Source organism: Streptomyces sp. NPDC001816 (assembly GCF_042892235.1).
Lineage (GTDB): Bacteria > Actinomycetota > Actinomycetes > Streptomycetales > Streptomycetaceae > Streptomyces.
In genome coordinates this window covers 50,715-71,656 of sequence record NZ_JBIATY010000016.1, presented here as the reverse complement: position 1 = coordinate 71,656, position 20,942 = coordinate 50,715, and the positions used below count along the sequence as shown (strand labels likewise).

The 20,942-nt window shown below is 71.8% G+C and carries 18 protein-coding genes; 12 read left to right on the top strand and 6 right to left on the bottom strand.

Translation table 11 applies throughout. From position 1 onward, the window contains the following. The first annotated feature begins 236 nt into the window (after positions 1 to 236). Complete coding sequence (locus ACFYZZ_RS39695) at positions 237 to 671, top strand: copper-binding protein (protein WP_389187232.1); 435 nt, start codon at positions 237 to 239, stop codon at positions 669 to 671. A gap of 19 nt (positions 672 to 690) precedes the next feature. On the opposite strand, the gene ACFYZZ_RS39690 is transcribed toward ACFYZZ_RS39695, so the two are convergent. Both ACFYZZ_RS39690 and ACFYZZ_RS39685 read right to left on the bottom strand, forming a co-directional pair. After that, on the bottom strand, positions 691 to 1,497 hold the full coding sequence (locus ACFYZZ_RS39690) for a zinc-binding dehydrogenase (RefSeq protein WP_389187229.1): 807 nt from the start codon (positions 1,495 to 1,497) through the stop codon (positions 691 to 693). Between the two features lie 60 nt (positions 1,498 to 1,557). Further along, positions 1,558 to 1,893, bottom strand: a complete 336-nt coding sequence (locus ACFYZZ_RS39685; RefSeq protein WP_389187226.1) for a hypothetical protein — start codon at positions 1,891 to 1,893, stop codon at positions 1,558 to 1,560. Positions 1,894 to 2,170: 277 nt separating this feature from the next. Between ACFYZZ_RS39685 and ACFYZZ_RS39680 the strand changes: the two genes are divergently transcribed. Beyond that, the gene (locus tag ACFYZZ_RS39680; RefSeq protein WP_389187223.1) at positions 2,171 to 2,677 is read left to right on the top strand and encodes a hypothetical protein; all 507 of its coding nucleotides are present in this window, start codon (positions 2,171 to 2,173) and stop codon (positions 2,675 to 2,677) included. 283 nt (positions 2,678 to 2,960) lie between these two features. On the opposite strand, the gene ACFYZZ_RS39675 is transcribed toward ACFYZZ_RS39680, so the two are convergent. The 3 genes from ACFYZZ_RS39675 to ACFYZZ_RS39665 all read right to left on the bottom strand — a co-directional run bounded on the left by ACFYZZ_RS39675 (position 2,961) and on the right by ACFYZZ_RS39665 (position 5,687). After that, a complete protein-coding gene (locus ACFYZZ_RS39675) occupies positions 2,961 to 3,803 on the bottom strand; it encodes an ABC transporter permease (RefSeq protein ID WP_389187220.1) in 843 nt (280 codons plus the stop codon). Beyond that, a complete protein-coding gene (locus tag ACFYZZ_RS39670) occupies positions 3,800 to 4,747 on the bottom strand; it encodes an ATP-binding cassette domain-containing protein (RefSeq protein ID WP_389187217.1) in 948 nt (315 codons plus the stop codon). Before ACFYZZ_RS39670 ends, ACFYZZ_RS39675 begins: the two co-directional genes overlap by 4 nt. A 157-nt stretch (positions 4,748 to 4,904) precedes the next feature. Beyond that, positions 4,905 to 5,687, bottom strand: a complete 783-nt coding sequence (locus tag ACFYZZ_RS39665; protein WP_389187215.1) for an MBL fold metallo-hydrolase — start codon at positions 5,685 to 5,687, stop codon at positions 4,905 to 4,907. Positions 5,688 to 5,805: 118 nt separating this feature from the next. On the opposite strand from ACFYZZ_RS39665, the gene ACFYZZ_RS39660 reads away from it, so the two are divergent. From ACFYZZ_RS39660 to ACFYZZ_RS39615, 10 genes are all read left to right on the top strand, one after another. Further along, a complete protein-coding gene (locus tag ACFYZZ_RS39660) occupies positions 5,806 to 6,417 on the top strand; it encodes a CGNR zinc finger domain-containing protein (protein WP_389187212.1) in 612 nt (203 codons plus the stop codon). 150 nt (positions 6,418 to 6,567) lie between these two features. Next, entirely contained in the window at positions 6,568 to 7,635 is a 1,068-nt protein-coding gene (gene pstC, locus ACFYZZ_RS39655; protein ID WP_389187209.1) for a phosphate ABC transporter permease subunit PstC, read from the top strand. Position 7,636: 1 nt separating this feature from the next. After that, the gene (gene pstA, locus ACFYZZ_RS39650) at positions 7,637 to 8,956 is read left to right on the top strand and encodes a phosphate ABC transporter permease PstA (RefSeq protein ID WP_389187206.1); all 1,320 of its coding nucleotides are present in this window, start codon (positions 7,637 to 7,639) and stop codon (positions 8,954 to 8,956) included. Further along, entirely contained in the window at positions 8,956 to 10,623 is a 1,668-nt protein-coding gene (locus ACFYZZ_RS39645) for a phosphate ABC transporter substrate-binding protein PstS (protein WP_389187203.1), read from the top strand. The genes pstA and ACFYZZ_RS39645 overlap by 1 nt, the downstream gene beginning before the upstream one ends. Beyond that, a complete protein-coding gene (locus ACFYZZ_RS39640; RefSeq protein ID WP_389187201.1) occupies positions 10,620 to 13,256 on the top strand; it encodes a hypothetical protein in 2,637 nt (878 codons plus the stop codon). Before ACFYZZ_RS39645 ends, ACFYZZ_RS39640 begins: the two co-directional genes overlap by 4 nt. 139 nt (positions 13,257 to 13,395) lie before the next feature. Next, on the top strand, positions 13,396 to 15,393 hold the full coding sequence (locus tag ACFYZZ_RS39635) for an Ig-like domain repeat protein (protein ID WP_389187198.1): 1,998 nt from the start codon (positions 13,396 to 13,398) through the stop codon (positions 15,391 to 15,393). 73 nt (positions 15,394 to 15,466) lie between these two features. After that, on the top strand, positions 15,467 to 16,375 hold the full coding sequence (locus tag ACFYZZ_RS39630; RefSeq protein WP_389187195.1) for a sortase: 909 nt from the start codon (positions 15,467 to 15,469) through the stop codon (positions 16,373 to 16,375). Between the two features lie 25 nt (positions 16,376 to 16,400). Continuing rightward, on the top strand, positions 16,401 to 17,252 hold the full coding sequence (pstB, locus tag ACFYZZ_RS39625) for a phosphate ABC transporter ATP-binding protein PstB (RefSeq protein ID WP_389187192.1): 852 nt from the start codon (positions 16,401 to 16,403) through the stop codon (positions 17,250 to 17,252). Positions 17,253 to 17,406: 154 nt separating this feature from the next. Continuing rightward, on the top strand, positions 17,407 to 17,643 hold the full coding sequence (locus ACFYZZ_RS39620) for a hypothetical protein (RefSeq protein ID WP_386577017.1): 237 nt from the start codon (positions 17,407 to 17,409) through the stop codon (positions 17,641 to 17,643). 98 nt (positions 17,644 to 17,741) lie between these two features. Beyond that, positions 17,742 to 19,577 (top strand): phosphatidylglycerol lysyltransferase domain-containing protein, encoded by a 1,836-nt coding sequence (locus ACFYZZ_RS39615; protein WP_389187188.1) that lies wholly within the window; start codon positions 17,742 to 17,744, stop codon positions 19,575 to 19,577. Here ACFYZZ_RS39615 and ACFYZZ_RS39610 read toward each other — a convergent pair. After that, positions 19,546 to 20,814, bottom strand: coding sequence for an ArgE/DapE family deacylase (locus ACFYZZ_RS39610; protein ID WP_389187185.1), 1,269 nt, complete (start codon positions 20,812 to 20,814; stop codon positions 19,546 to 19,548). The two genes, ACFYZZ_RS39615 and ACFYZZ_RS39610, sit on opposite strands and share 32 nt — an antisense overlap. Positions 20,815 to 20,942 lie beyond the last annotated feature (128 nt).

Here is a 20,942-nt window from a genome sequence, read left to right as displayed (position 1 = left end):
ACGAGCCCGGCGCGGCCACGGGCGCCTCCCTTGCTGTGCTCGGTCCGATCTCACCCCTGGTGACGGTACGAACCGCTCATTACGTGGGTGTCTCTGCGCCGGATCACAAGGAGTTAAGCGCACCGCACAGGGCCTGGGAGACGGATGTGAGCAGTCGCCGTCGGCATGAACCATCCGGCCCGCTCGAACGTATCCGTCATAGGGGCCTTTCCCTGACATCGAAGGGGATGAGCCATATGGCGATCCCGGCAATCTCGGAACATACGACCCGTACGGCGCTCCGTACGACAGCGGGGGCCTTCTGCGCCGCTCTCCTCCTGGCCGCCTGTTCGAGCGGAGGCGGCGGTCAGGCGGGCGGCTCGGCCGGTTCCGGCACGCCCCAGGCCGGCTCGGGGGCCAAGGTGACGGTCACCGAGACCGAGTACGCGCTGAAGCTGTCCCGGACGTCGTTCACACCAGGCACCTACACCTTCGTCTCCGACAACGCCGGCAAGATCACTCACGCCCTGTCCATCGACGGCCCCGGCGTGGAGGACGCCCGGACCAAGGACATCCCGCCGGGCCACGACGGGACCGTGACGGTGACGCTCAAGAAGGGCACGTACGACGTGTACTGCCCGGTCGACAGTCACAAGCAGATGGGAATGGACCAGCACATCAAGGTCGGCTGAGACACCCCGTGCTCCACTCTCACGCGTCGCCGCGGACGAAGACCGGCTTGAGGTGCTTCTCGGGGAGTGCGTCGGGGAGGTGCTCCCAGTCGAGGACGTGCGAGACGACGCGTGCCGGGTCCACCTGGCCGGAGCGGGCCAGGTCGAGGGTGTCCGGGATGTGGGCGCGGACGTTGTCGCGGGCGATGCGCAGGGTGACGCCGGTGAGGTACATGTCGAGCAGGGGCAGCTCGCCGGGGCGGAAGTGGTTGCCCACCGACTCGCACATGCCCTCGGGGGCGAGGGACCCGACCGCCAGGGCGAGCTGGTCGACGCGGCCCGTGGCTTCCACCGCCAGGTCGAATCCGTGCCGGACGGCTTCGAGTGTCTCGGCGGTGCGGGCGCCGTAGCCCTCGGCCAGCTTGCGGTGCTCCGGGTCGGGATCGACGTACAGGATGTCCGAGGCGCCGAGGGCGCGGGCGATGTCGCAGACGTAGAGGCCGATGCTGCCGCGGGCGACGACCAGGACGCGGGCCCCGGGCCTGTTCCTCAGGTGGGGGGCGACCAGGCGCCAGGACAGGGACCAGTTGTCGCCGGCCGAGGCCATGGCGACCGGGTCGAGGCCGGCGGGCAGGGGGACGAGCATCGCGTCCGCCCACGGCACGCGGACCAGGTCGGAGAAGAGGCCGCCCCAGCTGCCGCCGATCGGGGCGCCGTACATCGCCATGTGGGGTACGGACGTGCAGTGCGCGGTCAGCCCGGCGCGGCAGTTGTCGCACGTGCCGCAGTTGATGGACCAGGGGACGACCACCAGGTCGCCGGGGGACACGGTGGTGACGGTCGTCATAGAGGGACGGGGTGCGCCGCACGCGCACCACTCACGCACCACTCACGCACCACCCGCGCGTCACTCGGGAGCGAAGGAGAAGCTGCGCCACCGGCCGTAGGACGGGACCACCTGGTCCGACGACTGCATGTCCACATAGATGCTCGACCCGCCCGGCGGCACGGTGCAGTCGGGTGTCGTGTACAGGAGCATGCTGCTCAGCGTGTAGTTCTTGATATGGGTCACACCCTCACGGAAAGCGTGGCACCCGCGGATCGACGGGTTCGTGAAGGTCTCCACATATCGGGCACCGGTGTGTGCCACGACCATGCCGGACGCCTGATCCTGGCAGGCGGTCAGCGCGATGCCGAGCGACGCGACACCGATGAGTGCGGCCAGCGACCGTGAAGCACGCATGGAGCCTCCTGTACCGGGGAGCCGTCAGGACGTCGTTCCCCGGGCACCACTATCCGGCCGTACTCCGATCGGCGCCCCCGGCGCGTACGGCCACTGCTGCATTCGGGTGAATTTCGCGACGGAAGCGAAGGAAGTGAGCGACGGAGGCGACGGAAACGTCGGCCCGACGGACGGCACCCGGACACCTCACCTGGCGTGCAGGGCCCGGCGGCGGCCCCTTCACTGAGGTGAGAGGAACAGACAGCAGACAGCTTTCGGGAGTCAGTGGAGGCGCGGCATGGCAGTGCGAAAGACATGGACGAGGGGCACGGCGGGCGCGGTGCTGGCCCTGGTCGTCGCCGGCGCGGCGGCCGGATGTTCCGACAACAACTCCGGCAACACGTCGGGCGTCGCCAGCAAGGCGGCATCGGCGGCCTCCTCCGCCGCCGCCTCCCTCGCCTCCAAGGCGGGCGAGTCGCTGGCCTCCGCCTCGGCGGAGGCCAGGAACAAGCTCGACTCGGTGAAGAACGGGGTGAATGCCAAGGACGATGTGACGCTCGGCGCCCCCACCCCCGACAGTTCGGGCAAGGCCACGGTCAAGGTGACCGCCAAGAACACCGCCGACTCCGCCAAGTCCTTCGCCGTCCAGGTCAACTTCACGGACAAGAGCGGCAATCTGCTGGACGTGACCGTGGTGACGCTCAAGGACGTGGGCGCGGGCGCCTCCGGCGAGGCCACGGCCACCAGTAACCGCAACCTGACCGGCGAGGTCCACGCGGTGGTCGGCTCGGCGCTGCGCTACTGACCGTAGGGGTGGCCCTGCCCGAAGAGCCCCGACTGCGAGGCCACGAAACCACGGCGTCCCCTTCGGACACCGTCAGGAGGACCCGCCGGGTAGTCCCCCGCCTCGGTGACGTGGTGGTAGGGGAGTAACCCAGCAGCCATCCCAGCTCCTCGGGCACCGTCGCCGAGCCGTACTCTTCGCCCTTGTGACCTGCACTGACAGTGCCATGTGTCATGGATGTCCCTGCCGGATGCCACCCGCGGGCCATGGCACATGTCATGGCCCGCGCCCACGCTGCACACGGTCAGGCGTCGCTGCGCACCAGCCGGTACGCCGCCCCCGCCAGCGCCAGTGCCGTCCAGCCGAGGAAGACCATCAGTCCTGCGAGGGGCGGGAGGGTGGTGGAGTCGTGGGTCAGGGCGAACATCGCCCTGCCCGCGCTGCTCGGCAAGTAGGGGCTGATGTCGTCCTGCCAGGAGCTGGGCAGGAGCGAGGTCAGTCCGGGGAGGAGCATGAGGCCGGCGACCAGCACCGAGATGCCGCCGGCCACCGACCGCAGCAGGGCGCCGAGGGCGATGCCGATGACACCGACCAGGCCGAGGTAGAGCCCGGCGCCCAGCAGGCTGCGTACGACCCCCGCGTGGGTCAGGTCCATCGCGGCGGGTGTGCCGGAGACGATGCCGCTGCCGAGCAGGAAGGCGACGAACGCGCCGAGGGTGCCGACGACCAGCGCGACCAGCCCGAACACGGCCGCCTTGGACCACAGGACGGGCAGCCGGCGCGGTACGGCCGCCAGGGTCGAGCGGATCGTGCCGGTGGCGTACTCCCCCGCCGTGACCAGTACGCCGAGGACGCCCAGGGCCAACTGGGCGAAGTTGGTGCCGAAGAGGGACAGGCTCACGGCCGTCGCCCGGCCGAATTCCGGGGTCATGCGGGGGGAGCCGTTCAGGGACTTGTAGCGGCTCGCGGCGATCAGTCCGAAGACGACGAGGAAGAGCAGGCCGAGGCCGAGGGTGATCCAGGTCGAGCGCAGCGACCAGAGTTTGACCCACTCGGAGGACAGCACGCGCCGTCCGGTCACGCGGTAGGCGGGCCGGGCGGGTGGTGTGGTCCGGGGTGCTTCGGCGGTGGCGGTGAGGGTGCTCATGCGGTCCTCCCGGCAGTCTCGGGGTTCTCGATGCCGGTGGTGGAGCCGTGGTACTCCACGGCGTCCCGGGTGAGGTCCATGAACGCCTCCTCCAGGGAGACGGTCCGCGCGGTCAGCTCGAACAGCGGGATCCCGTGCTCGGCGGCCTTCAGCCCGATTTCACGGGCGGTCAGGCCGGTGACCTGCAACTCCTCCGAGCCGACGCGGCCGGTGATGTCGACGCCCGGGCCGGCCAGCACGTCCCGCAGCCGGGCCGGGTCCTGGGTGGCGACCTTCACCGTGTCGCCGCCCGCCTCGCGGACCAGGTCGCGCACGGTGGTGTCGGCCAGCAGTCGCCCCCGGCCCACGACGATCAGGTGGTCCGCCACCAGCGCCACCTCGCTCATCAGGTGGGAGGAGACGAACACCGTCCGGCCCTCCGCCGCGAGCGAGGTGAGCAGGGTGCGGATCCAGAGCACGCCCTCCGGGTCAAGACCGTTGACCGGCTCGTCCAGCATCACCGTCTGTGGATCGCCGAGCAGCGCTGCCGCGATGCCGAGCCGCTGGCCCATGCCGAGAGAGAAGGCACCGGCCCGCTTCCGGGCCACGCCGCCGAGACCGGCCAGCTCGACGACCTCGTCGACCCGGCGGCGCGGAATGCCGTGGGTCAGCGCGAGCGCCCTGAGGTGGTTGTGGGCCGAGCGGCCCGGGTGGACGGACTTGGCCTCCAGAAGCACCCCGACTTCCTGGAGCGGTGCCTGGTGGCGGGCGTAGTGGTGGCCGTTCACGGTGACGGTGCCGCTCGTCGGGGCGTCGAGCCCGACGATCAGCCGCATGGTGGTGGACTTCCCCGCGCCGTTGGGCCCCAGGAAGCCGGTCACGGTGCCCGGCTTCACGACGAAGTCCAGCCCGTCGACGGCCGTCTTCTCCCCGTACCTCTTGGTCAGCTGCCGTGCGTCGATCATGCGCGCTGCCTTCTCTCGGACTCGGGCGTCCGTCGCTTCTGACGCCTCATCCGCAACGCTAGGGTCCGAATCGCCCCGATTCCGTGTACCGGGGGCCGAACGGGTCGGGGCGGGTGGTACCCGGACAGTTCGGCGGTACCACGGCGCCGCCGCCCGCTCAGTCCAGCTGCAGCCGGTCCACCAGCCCCGCCTCGACGAACGCGGCCGCCACGTCGTCCCTGGTCTCGGTGAAGTGGGCCCAGCTGTCGCAGTGGGCCGGGACCACGCGGCGGGCGTCGAGGAGGCGGGCGGCACTCGCGGTTCCGGCGCCGTCGAGGACGAGGAGGGCGTCGTCGAGGACGGGCAGGCGGGGCGCGCCGGCGAAGAGGACGGCGGTGTCGACGGGGGCGTACCGGTCGGCGATCTCCTGGACCAGTTCGAGCGAGGCGTTGTCGCCGCTGACGTAGACGGTGGGCAGGTCGGCGGAGGTCAGGACGAATCCGGTGACCTCGCCCACGATCGGCTCGGAGCCCTTGGGGCCGTGCAGGCCGGGCGCTGCGGTGACGGTGACGGTGCCGCCGTCGGGGCGGGGCAGTTCGACGGACTCCCAGGGGGCGAGGGCGCTGGCGGTGCCGCCGAGGCGGTCGGCGGCGCTCGGCGTGGTGAGGGTGCGGGGCACCTCGGCCAGCAGGGCGCGGCCGGAGTGGTCGAGGTTGTCGGCGTGCTGGTCGTGGGAGAGCAGGACGACGTCCACGGGGCCGAGTTCGGCCGGGGTGAGGCGGGGCGGCGCGGTCTTGGTCAGGACCCGGCCGCTGGGCGCGGGGTAGTCGCCGGGGGCGTCGAAGGTGGGGTCGGTGAGGAGGCGGAGGCCGCCGTACTCGATGAGGACGGTCGGGCCGCCGAGGACGCGGACGGGCACCTGCTCGCTCGTGGGGTCGGGGTTCGGGCCGGCTGCAGCCATGGGGGCACCTCGCGGAGGGTCGTCTCAGGAACACGCGTCTCACACGTGTCTCACGGATAGAGAATTTCTATCCGTGATGAACGCTAGCCGCCCCTCACGGATGGACGCAAGCCGTACCATGAGACTCATGAAGGGGACCGTGACCGACGAGCCGACCGTGCTCCCCGCGCCGGGCGCGGAGCAGTACGCCGCACTCGACCTCGCCAACAGCGCCGTCGCGCTGCCCGGCGGCCAGTTCATCGACCTGCTCGGGACGCCCGCGGCGGCCGAGCGCTGGCTCGTGGAGCACGGCCTGGCCCCGGCCGGCGCGGAACTCCAGGAGACCTGCGCGGCCCAACTGCGCTCCCTGCGCGAACAGATCCGCTCCCTGCTCGCCTCCCGGGTCGACGGGCACGCCGCCCCCGCCGGCGCCCTGAACGCGCTCAACGACGCGCTCACCCGCGCCCCCGCGGCCGCCCTGCTGCACTGGCACCCCGAGCGCGGCCTGTACCGGGCGGCCTCCCACCCCACGACCCAGATCGTCGAGCACGCCCTGGCGGCCCTCGCCTCCGACGCCGCCGAACTGCTCACCGGCGCCGACGCCGGCCGCCTCACCGCCTGCGGCTCCAGCCCGTGCAACCGCTACCTCCTGCGGCACGGCCGCCGCCACTGGTGCTCCACCCGCTGCGGCGACCGCGCCCGCGCGGCCCGCGCCTACGCCCGCCGCACCGCGCCCGCACAGCCGGACTGAACCGGCCGACGCATGGCCACTACACGCACAACTCCCCCACCGAGATGACATGAACCATTCATCTTTGGGTCGTCTACGGCGCCCGGAAGCGACAGCATCCAGCCATTGACTCTCCCCGCGCGGGGACGCCGTTCCCGTACATGTCGCTTCATGTCACATGGGGGGCCACACGTGGTGTCCGCCGTAGAGGGGCCCGGCAGATTCGGGCCCAACAGATCCGAAGACCCCGGAAAACCTGAACGGCCGTTGCCCCGAAGGGCGTTCGCCGCGCGGAGCCTCGGGGACCGGATCTTCCGGTACCAGTTGACCGCCACCGGCGTCGCCGTCCTGGCCGTCATGGCAGGCGTTGGCCTGTTTCTGCTGCTGAGGGCCGGACAGGCGCTGAAGGTCAGGGGGTTCGCCTTCCTCACCACCGCCGAGTGGGAGCCGGACGTCCACAGGTTCGGCATCGCCGCGGTCCTCACCGGGACGCTGCTCATCGCCCTCGTCGCCGTCGCCATCTCCGTTCCGCTGGCCGTGGGCACCGCGCTGTTCATCTCCGACGTGGCACCGCGCCCGCTGCGGCGCACGCTCGTGACCATGGTCGACCTGATGGCGGCCGTACCGTCGGTGGTGTACGGGCTGTGGGGGCTGTTCTTCCTCCAGGGGCATGTGATCGGGCTGTCGCGCTGGCTGTCCGACTGGTTCGGGTGGTTCCCGCTCTTCAAGGTGGACGGCACCCAGCCGGGCGAGCCGCTGGCCACCGAGAGCGTCTACACCGCCTCGACCTTCATCGCGGGGCTCGTCGTGGCCCTGATGGTGGCGCCGATCCAGTGCTCGGTGATGCGCGAGGTGTTCGCCCAGGCCCCGGCCGGGGAGCGGGAGGGTGCCTACGCCCTCGGCGCGACCCGCTGGGGGATGATCCGCTCCGTCGTACTGCCGTACGGCAAGGGCGGGATCATCGGCGGCACCATGCTGGGGCTCGGCCGGGCGCTCGGCGAGACCATCGCCGTCTACCTGATCATCTCACCCGTCTTCACCATCCAGCCGCACATCCTGCAGACCGGCTCGAACTCCGTCTCCTCCCTGATCGCCCTGCACTACGGCGACGCCTCCACCTTCGGCATGTCGGCACTGATGGCCGCGGGCCTGGCGCTGTTCCTGCTCACCCTGGCGGTCAACTTCACCGCGTCGACGGTCGTGGCCCGCTCCCGGTCCGGCGCACAGAGCGAGGCCTGACATGACAGTCGTGGAAGAGAACGCCGTACGCGACCACGGCGTCGGGGAGACCGCGGCCGCCGCGCAGCCGGCCGACGAACTCCCGGACGTCCCCCGCCGGATCGGCGGACCCACCCGCTCGGGGGTGCTGTCCCTGACCGGCGCCGCCGCCTCCGGACTCTGCACGGCCCTGCTGCTGTTCGGTCAACTCGCCCCCTTCTCCGGCGCGTTGGGCTTCACCGTCACGGCCTACCTCGCCTTCCTCCTCATCTACGCCGTGCTCACCGGCCTGGAGGAGAACGGGCAGGCGGTACGGGACCGGGTGATGACCGTGGTGCTGTGGAGCGCGGCCACCCTGCTGTTCGTCGCGCTCGCCCTGGTCGTCGGCTTCACCGCCTGGCGCGGCCGCGAGGCACTGCCGCACGCCAACTTCTTCACCCAGGACATGCAGGCCGCGGGCCCGCTCGACCCGCTCACCAACGGCGGCATCGCGCACGCCATGCTCGGCACCCTCACCATGATCACCATCGCCCTGGCGATCACGGTCCCGCTGGGCCTGGCCTGCGCCGTGTACCTGAACCAGATCCCCGGACGCTTCTCCCGCTTCGTCCGCACCATCGTCGAGGCGATGACCGCGCTGCCCTCGATCGTGGCCGGCCTGATGGTGTACGCCACCTGGATCCTCGGGCTCGGCATGCAGAAGTCGGGACTCGCGGCGGGCTTCGCGATCAGCGTGATGATGCTGCCGATCGTGATCCGGGCGGCGGACGTGGTGCTGCGGCTGGTGCCGGGCACCCTGACGGAGGCGGCGGAGGCCCTGGGTGCGCCGCGCTGGCGCACGGTGTGGCACGTGGTCCTGCCCACCGCCCGCTCGGGTCTCGCCACGGCCGTCATCCTCGGCACCGCGCGCGGCATCGGCGAGACCTCGCCGGTGCTGCTCACCGCCGGGTTCACGGCGGCGCTGAACGCCGACCCGACGGACGGCCCGATGGTCTCCCTGCCCCTCGCCGTCTTCAACTTCGTCAAGTCGCCCCAGCCGACGATGATCGCCCGCGGTTTCGGCGCGGCGGCGGTGCTGATGGCCCTGGTCCTGGTGCTGTTCGCGATCGCCCGCGTCATCGGCGGCCGCGGCCCCGGCCACCAGAGCAAACGCCAGGCCCGCCGAGCGGCACGAGCCTCGCGGCGCGATGTGGAGAGATTCACCGAACTGCACTCACCGGGACTGCGGTTGTTCGAGACCGCCTCGCCTGACAACACCGACGAGCCCAGCCAACCCAGGGGCGCGGGGAACTGCGCGACCAGCCACAACGAACCCGCACCCGACAACGAAGGCAGCCACTGATGCTCAGCCAACTCACCACCGCCCTACGACGGCTGGGCATCCTGGCCGCGCTGATGGGCATCCTCGCAACAGCCACCCCCGCGTCGGCCGACACCTACACCCCCATCTCCGGCGCAGGCTCCACCTGGGCGGAGAACGCCGTGGACGAGTGGCGCCGCGCGGTGAACCAGTACGGCATGCGCATCAGCTACGCCGGCACCGGCTCCTCCGACGGCCGCCGCCAGTTCCTCAGCGGCACCGTCGACTTCGCGGTCTCCGACATCCCGTTCCAGACCCACCCGACGGACGGCTCCGCGGCCGAACGCCCGGCGGCGGGCTCGTACGCCTACATGCCCATCGTCGCCGGCGGCACCGTCTTCATGTACCACCTGACCGTCAACGGCAAGCGGGTCACCAACCTGCGCCTGTCCGGGGACGTCGTCACGAAGATCTTCACCGGGGTCGTCAAGACCTGGGACGACCCGGTGATCCGGGCCGACAACCCCGGCCTGCAACTGCCCCACCGTGCGATCGTCCCGGTCGTCCGCTCCGACGGCTCGGGCTCCACCGCCCAGTTCACGCTGTGGATGAGCAACCAGCACAAGGCGCTGTGGCAGGCCTACTGCCGCAAGGTGGGCCGCTCCGGCTCCTGCGGGCAGACCTCGAACTACCCGCCCAGCCCCGGAATGATCGCCCAGTCCGGCGACCTCGGCGTGGCCGGCTACGTCGCCCAGAACTACGGCGAGGGCGCGATCGGGTACGTCAACTACTCCTACGCGCTCAACGCGCACTACCCGGTCGCCAAGGTCCTGAACCACTCGGGCTACTACACCGAGCCGACCCCGCAGAACGTCGCGGTCTCGCTGCTCAAGGCCCGGATCAACACGAACAAGAACTCCCCGGACTACCTCACCCAGCAGCTCGACGGCGTCTACAACGACTCCGACAAGCGCAACTACCCGCTGTCCAGCTACTCGTACATGATCCTGCCGCTCAAGGTGCGGGGCACCTTCAGCACGGTCAAGGGCCGGACGCTGGGCGCGTTCTCGTACTACTTCATGTGCCAGGGCCAGCAGCAGGCGCCCAAGCTCGGCTACTCGCCGCTGCCGATCAACCTGGTCAAGGCCGGCTTCGACCAGATCCGCCGGATCCCGGGCGTGCAGGCGCGGAACATCGACATCAAGCGCTGCAACAACCCGACGTTCACGCCGGACGGCCACAACCGGCTCGCCGACACCGCGCCCTACCCGAAGCCCTGCGACAAGAAGGGCGCCCCGCCCTGCACCTCGGGCAGCGGCGGCGCCAAGTCCGGTGACGGCAACGGCGGTTCGGGCGGCGGATCCGCTGCGGGCGGTACGGCGAACGGCGGGTCCTCCGCCACCGGCGGAAACGGTACGGCAGGCACCGGCGGCAGCGGCGGCCCGTCCGTCGACCCGGACACCGGGCAGACCCTCGCGCCGGGCGCGAGCGCGGGCGGCGGCTCGGGCGGCACCGGTACGGGCGCCGACAACACCGTCGCCCTCGCCCAGCCGGTCGCCGTCGCCGCAGGCCACGGCTGGACCGCCACCCAGACGCTGATGCTGCTGGCCGCGTTCCTGGTGCTCGGCCTGATCCTGCTGCCCTCGGCCGTCTCCCGTCTGGTCGGCGCCCGGTCGCAGGACAACGGCAAGGACGGTGACCGGCGATGATCCGCAGACGGCCCGGCCGCGTCCGCGGCGCCCTGATCCGCCTCCTCGCCGGTGCCACCGTGGGCGCCCTCGCGGGCCTCGCGGTCGCCCAGGCGGCCCCCTCAGCGACCGCCGCCCCCGCCGGCTCGGCGGTCACCGTCTCCGGGCGGGGCGAGTTCAAGGACATGAAGTTCACCGTCGACCAGACGAGCCACCTCACCAGCCAGGCGATCAAGGTCTCCTGGAGCGGCGGCACCCCGACCACCTTCGCGGGCACCTGGTTCGACACCGACTTCGTGCAGATCATGCAGTGCTGGGGCGACGACGACGGCAGCGTCCCGGGCAACCCCGGACCGCCCCGCACCCAGTGCCAGTACGGCGCCTCCCCGACCACCGACCGCGGCAACTGGCCCGGCAACCAGCTGGACGACACCCGCCAGATCTTCTACAGCGCCGACCCCACCAACTACGGCCAGGACAACCGCTACGGCGCCGCCCAGCCGCCCGGCGTCCCGGGCGAGGTGCCGTTCAAGGCGGTCACCGGCGAGACGATCCTCACCAACACCCAGAACAACCGGTTCTTCAACCACAACACCACCAACGAGATCGACTTCGCCCGCACCGGCGCCGCCGGTACCGGCACGGAGTACTTCGAGGTGCAGACCGCCAACGAGGCCCCGCACCTGGGCTGCGGCTCCCCGGTCACCCAGAACGGCGTCACCAAGCCGCGCTCCTGCTGGCTGGTGATCGTCCCGCAGGGCCACCTCGACCTCGACGGAAAGCCGTACGCGGACCACAGTCAGGTCAACGCGGGCTCCCCGGTCTCCTCGACCAACTGGCAGAACCGCATCGCGATCCCGCTGCACTTCAACCAGGTGGGCAGCAACTGCCCGCTGGGCAGCGACGAGCGCCCCACCACCGGCAGCGAGCTGGTCGCCGACGCCGTGACCAGCTGGCAGGCGGCCCTGTGCCCGTCCGGCAAGGTGTACGGCTACACGGAACTCGGCGAGCCCGATGCCCGCTCCCGGCTGGGCACCGACAAGACGTTCGGCCTCGGCTTCACCACCCGGGCCCTGGGCGCCGACGACGGCACGTCGGCACCGGGCGGTACGACGACGTACGCGCCCGTGGCACTGTCCGGAGCGGTCATCGGGTTCACGATCGAACGCAGACCCAAGGCCGGAGCGCCCGAGAACATCAGGAGACAGGCGGGCACCAGGGTCGAGTCGATCAGACTGACACCCCGGCTGGTCGCCAAGCTGCTCACCGAGTCGTACCGCAACTCCACCTGGGGTTCGGTGCTCGGCGACAAGGCGGCCCACGGGTACGGCTGGGCGAAGAACAACCCGGCGGGCCTGGCGAGCGACCCCGAGTTCATCGCCCTCAACCCCGAGTTCGCGTACCTCTCGGTCGCCGAGACCCCGGCCACCGACACCGACCTGCTCACCTCGCTCGGCCACAGCGACAGCGCCCGCGCGGTGTGGCAGTGGATCCTCTCGGACAAGGAGGCCCGGCAGTTCCTCTCCGGCGTCTCCGACGACTGGGGCATGCGGGTCAACCCGTACTACAGCACCAACGCGGACCTGAACCCCTCCGGTCTCGCCTTCGCCCCCGAGCACGTCGACGAGTACCCGAAGAGCGACCCCTGGTGCACGGTGCCGCCCGGCACCGACGCTCCCAAGGACGCCCGGCAGTGCATGACCGACTTCCACCCGTACGTCGACGACATGCACGCCGGCGCCCTGCACACCCGGCGCGCCGACACCCTGTGGAAGTCGACCTGGGACCCGCTGTCCAACCCGCCCGCGTACCGCAGCCCCGGCCCGCAGACGGTCGGCTCGCGGTTCGTCATCACGGTCACCGACGCGGCCTCCGCAGACCGGTACGGCCTGCAGACGGCCAAGCTGCGCAACACGGCGGGCAAGTTCGTCGCCCCCACCGCCACGGCCCTGACCGAGGCCGCCAAGAGCGCCTCCGGCAAGGACGTCGCCGAGATCACCCCGGCGAACGCCAAGGCGAAGGACGCCTACCCGCTGGCCCAGCTGGTCTACGCGGCCGCACGGCCGGGCTGGCTGAAGGCGGACGCCCGCGCCGACTACGCGGCGCTGCTGCGCTACGCCGCGGGCGCCGGTCAGGTCCCCGGCGCCGACCCGGGCCGGCTGCCCGAGGGGTACGCCCCGCTCTCCCGCGCCCTGCGCGACCGCGCGCTGAAGGCGGCCGACGCGCTCCTGCGCTACAAGGGGTCGCCCTCCACCGGCGGTGACTCGGGCTCGGGCGGCACCAGCGGCGGCCAGGCCTCCGGCGGCACCGGCGACGGGTCGGGCGGCGCCACCTCCGGCGGTGCCTCCGGTGCCGGCGGCGGTACGGGAGCGGACGGCGGCGCGAGCGCCACGCCCAGCGCCCAGGCCTCGTACGACGGCGGAAAGGCCGTGGAGACCACGGCCGCCGGCAACACCCCGGCCGACCCGGCGAATCCGCTCCGCTATGCCGTACCGGTCGGTGCCGCGCTCGGCGCCTTCGCCGGACTCGGCGCGCCCTTCGCGGGCGGCAGCCGGCTGCGGCTGCCCCTGCGGGTGCCGCTGCCCGGCGGCCGCACGGTGACCGTCGTACCGGCCTTCTCCCTGCCCGAGCGGCTGCGCAGGCGGCTGCCCTGAGGCCCTGAGACCGGGGCGCCCGCACCGGGCGCCCCCACAGACGGCCGTCCGCCCCGAAAGGCAGTCGGGGCGGACGGCCCGTACCACCCTGCCAGATCCCCCTCTCCCGCACCGACGCACTATCGTCAGGAGACTCTCGATGCGCAGAACGCGCTCTACGGCGGCGCTCGTCGCCGCCGCCGTGGTGGCCGGCGGCCTGGCTCTGACCAGCCCCGCGTACGCCGACCCCACCCCCGCCGGTACCTTCCGCAAGCTGGTCGGCGTGGGCTCCGACACCACTCAGGACGTGCTCAACGCCCTGGCCGGCGACACCGTCAACGGCAAGACCTACGCCGACACGGCCGTGAAGTCGGCAGGCGGCGCGGGCATCGCCTCCTACGACGCGATCGAGCCCGGCACCGGCTCCACCACCTCGGACATCACCACCCGCTCGGGCGGCCCGTCCTTCCTGCGCCCCAACGGCTCCGGCAAGGGCCGCCTGGCCCTGAGCGAGTCGCTGACCGGTGACAAGTACCCGGACTCCTCCGGCGTCGCCATCAAGGGCCAGGTCGACTTCGGCCGCTCCTCCAGCGGCCCGAAGGTCTCCGGCACCGCGCTGACCTACATCCCGATGGCCCGTGACGCGGTCGGCGTCGCGGTCAGGGGCTCCGCGCTGGACACCCTCACGGTGGACCAGTTGCACGACATCTACGCGGGCTCGCTCACCACGGTGAACGGCCAGACCGTGCACCCGAAGATCCCGCAGAGCGGCTCCGGCACCCGCGCGTTCTTCCTCTCCGCGATCGGCCTCACCGACGCGACGATCGCGCCGAACATCCCGACCGTCCAGGAGAACCAGGGCAACGCGGCCCTCACCGAGGACGGCGCGCTGGTGCCCTTCTCGGTCGGTTCCTGGATCGCCCAGAACAACGGCGTCTCCCCCGACTTCACCAAGACCTCGGCGGCCGCGGGCGGTCACCTCGCCGCGGTACAGCTGCCGGGCGACACCGGTGCCACCAGCCCGGTGACGACGGTCAACGGCAAGCTCGCCCCGGTCAACGCCTACTACGAGAACTCCACCTTCGGCCGCGACGTCTACAACGTCGTGCCGTCCCGGGCGATCGACCCGACCAGCATCTTCTTCGACAAGGACCTCTACGACGTCTTCGTGACGGCGGGCAGCCACGAGGCCGCGATGGCCTCGGACTCCGCCGAGGGCGTCATCTCCGCCTTCGGCTTCGTGAACGAGTCGTACAACGGCTCGGTCAGCGTGGCCAAGCACGCCAAGCTGGGCGGCCTGGAGGAGTCTGGCATCGACACCCAGACGCCCTCCGCGCCGACCGGGGTGAAGGGCACCCGAGGCGACGCGAGCGTCAAGCTCAGCTGGACCGCCCCGGCGGCCACCGGCCTGCCGCTCACCGACTACCGGATCACGCTGACCGGTCCGGACGGCGCCGTCGTGGCCGTCAAGGACGTCCCGGCCACCACCACGTCGTACACCTTCAGCCACCTGGCCCTCGGCAGCTACACCGCCACGGTCGCCGGCGCCAACCTCAACGGCACCGGCGCCGCCGCCACCTGGACCGGCACCGTCAAGTACGCCAGCGCCACCACGGCGACCACGGCCACCACGGCCTACGGCAAGACGCCGAAGGTCGCCGTCACCGTCACCGACACGCACGGCGTCGTCCCGACCGGCACCGTCACGGTGAAGGAGGGCACCACCGTCCTCGGCACGGGCACTCTGGGCACCACCGGCAAGGTCACCATCAGCCTGTCGAACCACCTCAAGGTGGCCACGCACAGCCTGACGGTCTCCTACGGCGGCAACGGCAAGCTCCTCGGCTCCTCGACGACAGCCTCCCTGAAGATCACCAAGGCCGCCCCGACGGTGACGACCACCGCGCCCGCCTCGGTCAGCCACACCAGCCACGCCAAGGTCACCGTGAAGGTCTCCGCGACCGGCACGACGCCGACCGGCACCGTGCGCATCTACGAGGGCACCACCCTGCGCGCCAGCGGCACGCTGAGCGGTGGCCAGGTGACCATCACTCTGCCCCTGCTGAGCCGCGGTTCGCACACCCTGCACGCGTACTACGCCGGCTCCTCGACGGTGAACGCCAAGACCGGCGCCGACTTCACCATCAAGTCCACCTGACCCACCCGGCTGCCGGGGAGACCAGCACCGTCTCCCCGGCAGCCCCCACCCCCAGCGAAGGAGGCGGGCCGACGTGACCGTCGCCGTACCGACCACGCTCGCACCGGCCGCGCCGCGCACCCGCGTCCGCGGTGTCACCGCCGTCCGCCACCTGGCCCGCGGCGGCCTGCTCAGCCTCGCCGCCCTGCTGCTCGGCATCACCGCTCAGCTGCTGCTCGTCAGCGGCATCCAGCAGCACAGCGCGCAGCACGCCGCGTTCGACGAGCTGCGCGAGCAGCTCGCCCTGGGCACGGCCCCCGTGTCCCAGACCGACCAGCAGGGCAAGCTGCTCGCGCCGGGCACCCCGGTCGCGCTCATCGACGTACCGCAACTCGGCCTGAACCAGGTCGTGTTCGAGGGCACCGACGCCGCCGTCATGACCGACGGACCCGGTCACCGCCGGGACACCCCGATGCCGGGACAGGCCGGGACCAGCGTGCTGATGGGCCGGGCGGCCGCGTACGGCGCCCCGTTCGGGCACCTGGCCGACCTCACCGCGGGCAGCACCTTCACCGTGACCACCGGCCAGGGCAAGGCCAAGTACCAGGTCATCGACGTACGGCGGGCCGGCGACCCGGCACCCGTCCCGGCGGCCGCGGGCAAGGGCCGCCTGGTGCTGGTCACCGCGACCGGCCCCCGCTTCATGCCCGGCGGCATCCTGCGCGTCGACGCCGACCTGGTCTCCGCGCCCTTCCAGACCCCGGCGGCCGTGATCCGCCCCGGCACCCTGCCGGACTCGGAGCAGCCGCTGGCCCGCCCCTCGGGGGTGCCCTGGCCGCTGGTGCTGTGGCTCCAGGCGCTGCTCCTCGCGTCCATCGCCGCGGTGTGGACGTGGCACCGCTGGGGCCGCCACCAGACGTGGATCGTCTTCGCACCGGTCGTCGCCGTGCTGGGCCTCCAGGTCGCCACACGCACCACCGAGCTGCTCCCGAACCTGTTGTAACCCTGCCCGACCAGAGGTGGCCACCATGACCGAGACCGCAGTGACCGACACCATCACCGACACCGCCGTACTGCCCGTCGCAGCCCCCGTCCCCGGCGCCGCGCCCGCCACCCTGGAGGCCCGTGCGGTCTCGGCCTGGTTCGGCGGCCACCAGGTACTCAGCCGGGTCTCGCTGACCATGCCCGCGGGCCGGGTGACGGCCCTGATCGGCCCCTCCGGCTGCGGCAAGTCGACCTTCCTGCGCACCCTGAACCGCATGCACGAGCTGATCCCCGGCGCGGCCTTCGGCGGCGAGGTGCTCTTCGAGGGCGAGGACATCTACGCCCCCGAGCGCCGGCTGACCGACGCCCGCCGCCGGATCGGCATGGTCTTCCAGAAGCCCAACCCGTTCCCCGCGATGTCGATCTACGACAACGTGGTGGCCGGCCTCAAGCTCACCGGCACCCGCGCGAGCCGCCGCGAGCGGGACGAGCTGGTGGAGGAGTCCCTGACCCGCGCGGGTCTGTGGAAGGAGGTCCGCGACCGGCTCCGCCGGCCCGGCGGCGCGTTGTCGGGCGGCCAGCAGCAGCGCCTGTGCATCGCCCGCGCGCTGGCGGTACGGCCCCGGGTCCTGCTCATGGACGAGCCGTGCTCGGCGCTCGACCCGACCTCCACCCGCCGGGTCGAGGAGACCATCCACGAGCTCGCGGGCCAGGTCACGATCGTGATCGTCACGCACAACATGCAGCAGGCGGCCCGCGTCTCCGACCAGTGCGCCTTCTTCCTCGCCGAACAGGGCACCCCCGGCGGGATCGTCGAGCACGGCGAGACCGAGCAGATGTTCAACGCCCCGGCGGACCAGCGCACGGCGGACTATGTGGCGGGCCGCTTCGGCTGATGCCGCGCGTAGGAGTATCTGGTTGGGCACGCCTCCGACCCCAACCGACCCTACGTAATGTAGGTTCCCAACCGCCATCGGCCACACGTCTGTTCATCGGGGGAGCACCATGCAGGACACGGAAGCGAAACCGAGCCCGGCGGAGGAGGTCTGCGTGCGTGCTCTCGCCCCGACGCTGACCCTGCTGGTCGTCAGCCTGTTCGTCGCCGCCGTCGGCGTGTACGAGTTGTGCGGCTTCGGGCTGCACAGCCTCGACCGGCGCCCGCACCTGTTCAGCGACGGTCTGGCGACCGGCGGGGTGATCGTGGCCGCGGTGGCGGCCGGGGCCGCCGTGGGCAATCTGGCGTGGACCCTTGCGGCGGCCCGGCGGAGCGGCCAGGGTCCGGGATGAGATCCTGTGAACCAGGTATGTGTACACCCGTACACACGTTACCCTACGAGCTGTAGGGTCAACGTTGCCCCGTCCCCCTCCCCAAGGTGCCCGCCACCATGCCCGCACAACAGTCGAGCCCGACCACCCCACGGGTCCCCGCTCAGCGCAACCATCGTGCCCGTATCCCCTTCCCGTCCACCGACGACGGCCGGCTGCGGAAGCGGGCGGCGACGGCCACCGTCTGGTACCTGCGTCTGCAGGTGGCGCTCAACATCGCCGCGGTCCTCTCGCTGCCGTTCCGCGAGGAGGTGCACGAGCACAACGGAGGCGCGTACTTCACGCCCTACCTGGCCACCGCCGGCCTGGGCTCGGCGGCCCTCGCCCTCTTCCTCGCGATCGTGATGCGTCGCCGCAAGCGAGCCGCCTGGGTCTTCAACCTCCTCCTCGCCGGCCCGCTCTTCTCCCTCTACGTCCTCGCCCTCACCCGCGACCCCTACCGCGAGCACCTCTCCAACTGGCTCTCCGCCGCCCTGACCGGCCTGTTCGTGGCCGCCCTGCTGATCGGCCGGCGTGAGTTCGACGCCATCGGCGACCGCTCCAACCCGCGCCTGGCACTCGCCGTCGGCACCGGCGGCACGCTGCTCAGCGCCGCCCTCGGCACCCTGCTCGTGCACGCGACCAACAAACTGCCCAGCGCCACCCTCAAGGACGAGATCGCCTACACCCTGCTGCGCGGCATCAGCGTCGGCCCGCTCGCCGACCGCGTCCCCGCCGTCGACGCGCCCCGCTGGACGGACATGATCGTCAACGTCCTGATCGCGGCGACCTTCCTGCTGGTCCTCTACGCCTGCTTCCGCGCCCCGCGCGGCGAGTGCCTGCTGGCGGCGGAGGACGAGCGGAAGCTGCGTGACCTGCTGGACCGGCACGGCGAGCGCGACTCCCTCGGCTACTTCGCCCTGCGCCGCGACAAGGCCGTCATCTTCTCCCCCAGCGGCAAGGCGGCCGTCACCTACCGCGTCGTCGGCGGCGTCAGCCTGGCCTCCGGCGACCCCATCGGCGACCCCGAGGCCTGGCCCGGCGCCATCGACGCCTGGCTGGCCGAGGCCCGCCGCCACGCCTGGACGCCGGCCGTCATGGGCGCGAGCGAGGAGGCGGGCACCATCTACTCCCGCCACGGCCTGGACGCCCTCGAACTGGGCGACGAGGCGATCGTCGACCTGGCCGACTTCACCCTCGACGGCCGGGCCATGCGCGTGGTGCGCCAGGCCCACAACCGCGTCCGCCGGGCCGGCTACACGGTCCGCATCCGCCGCCACGAGGAGATCCCCGACGAGGAGATGGCCCTCCTCGTCGACCGCGCCGACCACTGGCGCGACGGCGCCACCGAGCGCGGCTTCTCCATGGCCCTGGGCCGCCTCGGCGACTCCGGCGACGGCCGCTGCGTGATGCTGGAGTGCCGGGACGCGGAGGATGTCCCCCGGGCTCTGCTCAGCTTCGTCCCCTGGGGCGAGGCCGGTCTCTCCCTCGACCTGATGCGCCGCGACCGCGGCTGCGAGAACGGCCTGATGGAGTACATGGTCGTGGAACTCCTGCTGCGGGCCGAGGAGTTGGGCGTCCGCCGGGTGTCGCTGAACTTCGCGATGTTCCGCTCGGTCTTCGAACGCGGCTCCCGTCTCGGCGCCGGTCCCGTGCTCCGCCTCTGGCGCTCGATCCTCACCTTCTTCTCCCGTTGGTGGCAGATCGAGTCCCTGTACCGCGCGAACGCCAAGTACCGCCCGGTCTGGGAGCCCCGCTTCCTCCTCTTCGCGAAGAGCAGCGACATCCCCCGCATCGGCCTGGCCAGCGCCCGGGCGGAGGGCTTCCTCGCCCCGCCCACCCTGCCGGCCTTCACCCGCCGCAGGCAGCCCGGCTGCCCGGACCTCACTTCACCCCGGTCGTCCGCAACACGGTGAGCGCGAGGGTCCGCGCCACCTCCACCACCTCACGAAGGGACACGCTCTCCCGAGGACTGTGCGCGACGCGCACATCCCCCGGCCCGTACTGCAGTGTCGGAATCCCGGCCCCCGCGTACAGCCGCAGGTCGCTGCCGTACGGCGCGCCGCGCTCCCGGGGCCGGGTGGCCCAGCCGTTGGCGTCGGCGCAGGCGTCGCGCACCTCGTCCCGCAGCGGATGCCCTTCCGGAAGCCGCCCGCTCGCGAACTGCCCACCCGGCCAGCTCACCGTCGCCGGATGCTCCCGCAGCCAGGGATGACCGGCGCAGACCTCGGCCACACACCGCTCGAACTCCGCCCGCGCCTCGCCCGGCTCCTCCCCCAGCCGCACCCCGAGCCGCCCCTCCGCGACCAGCAGATCGGGCACGCTGCTCGCCCAGTCCCCGGAACGCAGCGTCCCGACGGAAAGGGCGTACGGGATCGGATACTCGGCCATCAGCGGCGAGGGGCCGGCGTTGCGGGCGGCCTCCAGCCGGGCCAGCGCCTCATGGATCGGCACATAGGCATCAACGGCACTGACCCCGGCGTCCCGCGAACTGGCGTGAGCGGCCTGACCGGGCACGGAGAGACGGAAGGTCAAGGCCCCGGCGTTGGCCGTGATGAGGGTCCCACCGGTGGGCTCGGTAATGACGCAGGCATCGCCGCCGTACCCCCGCTTCAGAGTCCCGAAGGCACCGATCCCCCCGTCCTCCTCACCGACAACGAAGTGCATGGCTACACGCCCTCGCAACCGCACCCCGGCGGCCCGTACGGCGGCCAGCGCAGCGAGATGAGCGACGACCCCCGCCTTCATGTCACAGGCCCCCCGCCCGTGCACCACATCCCCGATCACTTTCGGCACGAACGGATCCCCGTCCCAGGCGGCAGGGTCCCCGGGCGGTACGACATCCACATGCCCCTGCAGAACCAGCGTCGGCCCGTCCCCACCCCCCTCGCTGACCCCCACCAGGCCCCACGCCTCCTCGCGCGGCACCTCCATGCCAGGAAACTCCGGGTCGGCCAGCAGAGCGGGCAGATCCATCGACCACAGATCGACCTCGAGCCCGAGCCGCTCCAGCCACCCCGCCAGCCGATGCTGGATCTCCGACTCGGCGGCACTCCCGGTCACACTCGGAATCGCGATCAACTCCAGCAGCATCCGCCCGACGGCCGCCTCGTCGACACAGGCGAGAACAGCAGCCTCCTGATCACTGAGCACGGCAGCTCCCCTCCGGAGGTCAACTCCCACTCCGATCATGACCCCACCGAGCCACCGGGAACAGCCCTCGACCGCATGGCACCACGATTCACACAGGCGTCTTACACATACGTCTTGTACGAGCGTAT